This window comes from Paenibacillus sp. FSL R7-0210 (assembly GCF_038009085.1).
GTDB classification, from domain to species: Bacteria; Bacillota; Bacilli; order Paenibacillales; family Paenibacillaceae; genus Paenibacillus_AQ; species Paenibacillus_AQ silagei.
In genome coordinates this window covers 1-3,249 of record NZ_JBBPAR010000003.1, presented here as the reverse complement: position 1 = coordinate 3,249, position 3,249 = coordinate 1, and the positions used below count along the sequence as shown (strand labels likewise).

Genomic DNA, 3,249 nt, shown 5'->3' with positions numbered 1-3,249 from the left:
TTAGAACATTCCTTTAAGCTGAACTTGTGTAAACAAGTTTCATATTAATGGCGATACTAGCGATTTTCCTTAGGGAAAACGCATTGGTTAAGCTACTAAGAGCACACGGAGGATGCCTAGGCGCCAGGAGCCGACGAAGGACGTGGCGAACAACGAAACTGCCTCGGGGAGCTGTAAGCAAGCTTTGATCCGGGGGTGTCCGAATGGGGAAACCCAGCTGTGGTAATTCGCAGTTACTCGTATCTGAATACATAGGATACGCAGAGGCAGACCAGGGGAACTGAAACATCTAAGTACCCTGAGGAAGAGAAAACAATAGTGATTCCGTCAGTAGCGGCGAGCGAACGCGGAACAGCCTAAACCAAGGGGCTTGCCTCTTGGGGTTGTGGGACGTCTCACATGGAGTTACAAAGGAATAGAGTAGGCGAAGAGGTCTGGAAAGGCCCGCGATAGAGGTAAAAGCCCTGTAGCCTAAACTGTGTTCTCTCCGAGACGGATCCCGAGTAGTGCGGGGCACGTGAAACCCCGTATGAATCCAGCAGGACCATCTGCTAAGGCTAAATACTACCTGGCGACCGATAGTGAAACAGTACCGTGAGGGAAAGGTGAAAAGCACCCCGGAAGGGGAGTGAAATAGAACCTGAAACCGTGTGCTTACAAAAAGTCAGAGCCCTCTTTATGGGTGATGGCGTGCCTTTTGTAGAATGAACCGGCGAGTTACGTTTAACATGCAAGGTTAAGGTGAGAAGCCGGAGCCGCAGCGAAAGCGAGTCTGAATAGGGCGACTGAGTATGTGGACGTAGACCCGAAACCGTGTGATCTACCCCTGTCCAGGGTGAAGGTGCGGTAACACGCACTGGAGGCCCGAACCCACGCATGTTGAAAAATGCGGGGATGAGGTGGGGGTAGCGGAGAAATTCCAATCGAACTCGGAGATAGCTGGTTCTCCCCGAAATAGCTTTAGGGCTAGCCTCGGTGAATGGAGTGGTGGAGGTAGAGCACTGATTGGGTGCGGGGCCCGCAAGGGTTACCAAGCTCAGTCAAACTCCGAATGCCATTTACTTCTTGCCGGGAGTCAGACAGTGAGTGCTAAGATCCATTGTCAAAAGGGAAACAGCCCAGACCATCAGCTAAGGTCCCCAAGTGTGTGTTAAGTGGGAAAGGATGTGGAGTTGCACAGACAACCAGGATGTTGGCTTAGAAGCAGCCACCATTGAAAGAGTGCGTAATAGCTCACTGGTCGAGTGACTCTGCGCCGAAAATGTAACGGGGCTAAACACACCACCGAAGCTATGGCTAGATGCTTTGCATCTGGGGTAGGGGAGCGTTGTATGTGGGTTGAAGGTGTACCGTAAGGAGCGCTGGACAGCATACAAGTGAGAATGCCGGTATGAGTAACGAAAAGATCAGTGAGAATCTGATCCGCCGAAAGCCCAAGGTTTCCTGAGGAAGGCTCGTCCGCTCAGGGTAAGTCGGGACCTAAGGCGAGGCCGACAGGCGTAGTCGAAGGACAACAGTTTGAAATTACTGTACCACCGTAATCCGCTATGAGCGATGGGGTGACGCAGGAGGGTAGTGACGCGGACTGATGGATGTCCGTCTAAGCAGTGAGGCTGGTGTGCAGGCAAATCCGCACATCGTTAAGGCTGGGCTGTGATGGGGAGCGAAAATTATAGTAGCGAAGGTCATGATCTCACACTGCCAAGAAAAGCCTCTAGCCAGGAGAAGGTGCCCGTACCGCAAACCGACACAGGTAGGCGAGAAGAGAATTCTAAGGCGCGCGGAAGAACTCTCGTTAAGGAACTCGGCAAAATGACCCCGTAACTTCGGGAGAAGGGGTGCCTCGGTAGGGTGAATAGCCCGAGGGGGCCGCAGTGAAAAGGCCCAAGCGACTGTTTAGCAAAAACACAGGTCTGTGCGAAGCCGCAAGGCGAAGTATACGGGCTGACGCCTGCCCGGTGCTGGAAGGTTAAGGGGAGCGGTTAGGGGTTAAACCCGAAGCTGTGAACCGAAGCCCCAGTAAACGGCGGCCGTAACTATAACGGTCCTAAGGTAGCGAAATTCCTTGTCAGGTAAATTCTGACCCGCACGAATGGCGTAACGACTTGGGCGCTGTCTCAACGAGAGATCCGGTGAAATTTTAATACCTGTGAAGATGCAGGTTACCCGCGACAAGACGGAAAGACCCCATGGAGCTTTACTGCAGCTTGATATTGAATTTGGGTACGATCTGTACAGGATAGGTGGGAGCCGGTGAGAGCGGAGCGCAAGCTTCTGCGGAGGCGCCGTTGGGATACCACCCTGATCGTATCTAGGTTCTAACCTAGTGCCCTTATCGGGTACGGGGACCGTGTCAGGCGGGCAGTTTGACTGGGGCGGTCGCCTCCTAAAGAGTAACGGAGGCGTTCAAAGGTTCCCTCAGAATGGTTGGAAATCATTCGCAGAGTGCAAAGGCATAAGGGAGCTTGACTGCGAGACCTACAAGTCGAGCAGGGACGAAAGTCGGACTTAGTGATCCGGTGGTACCGCATGGAAGGGCCATCGCTCAACGGATAAAAGCTACCCTGGGGATAACAGGCTTATCTCCCCCAAGAGTCCACATCGACGGGGAGGTTTGGCACCTCGATGTCGGCTCATCGCATCCTGGGGCTGAAGTAGGTCCCAAGGGTTGGGCTGTTCGCCCATTAAAGCGGTACGCGAGCTGGGTTCAGAACGTCGTGAGACAGTTCGGTCCCTATCTGTCGTGGGCGCAGGAAATTTGAGAGGAGCTGTCCTTAGTACGAGAGGACCGGGATGGACGTACCGCTGGTGCATCAGTTGTTCCGCCAGGAGCATGGCTGAGTAGCTACGTACGGACGGGATAAGCGCTGAAAGCATCTAAGCGTGAAGCCCCCCTCAAGATGAGATTTCCCAATTAGTAAGACCCCTTGAAGACGACGAGGTAGATAGGTTGGAGGTGGAAGTGCAGCAATGCATGGAGCTGACCAATACTAATCGGTCGAGGGCTTATCCAAATTTCTAACACGCAGATTCGTTTCGGATTCAGTTTTCAGGCGATCAAGCCTGATATGTATATTCCCTGATAGCTCAGTTGGTAGAGCACTCGACTGTTAATCGAGTTGTCACAGGTTCGAGTCCTGTTCGGGGAGCCATATGGAGAGGTGTCCGAGTTTGGCCGAAGGAGCACGATTGGAAATCGTGTAGGCGCCACAAGCGTCTCGAGGGTTCGAATCCCTCTCTCTCCGTAGC

Annotated in this window: 2 tRNA genes and 1 rRNA gene; all 3 read left to right on the top strand. The window is 53.2% G+C overall.

The features are described 5' to 3' along the window. Window positions 1-85: 85 nt before the first annotated feature. Window positions 86-3,014 (top strand): 23S ribosomal RNA (locus MKY64_RS33345). A gap of 62 nt (window positions 3,015-3,076) precedes the next feature. Continuing rightward, window positions 3,077-3,152, top strand: a tRNA-Asn gene (locus tag MKY64_RS33340). 3 nt (window positions 3,153-3,155) lie between these two features. Continuing rightward, a tRNA-Ser gene (locus tag MKY64_RS33335) sits at window positions 3,156-3,245 on the top strand. Window positions 3,246-3,249 lie beyond the last annotated feature (4 nt).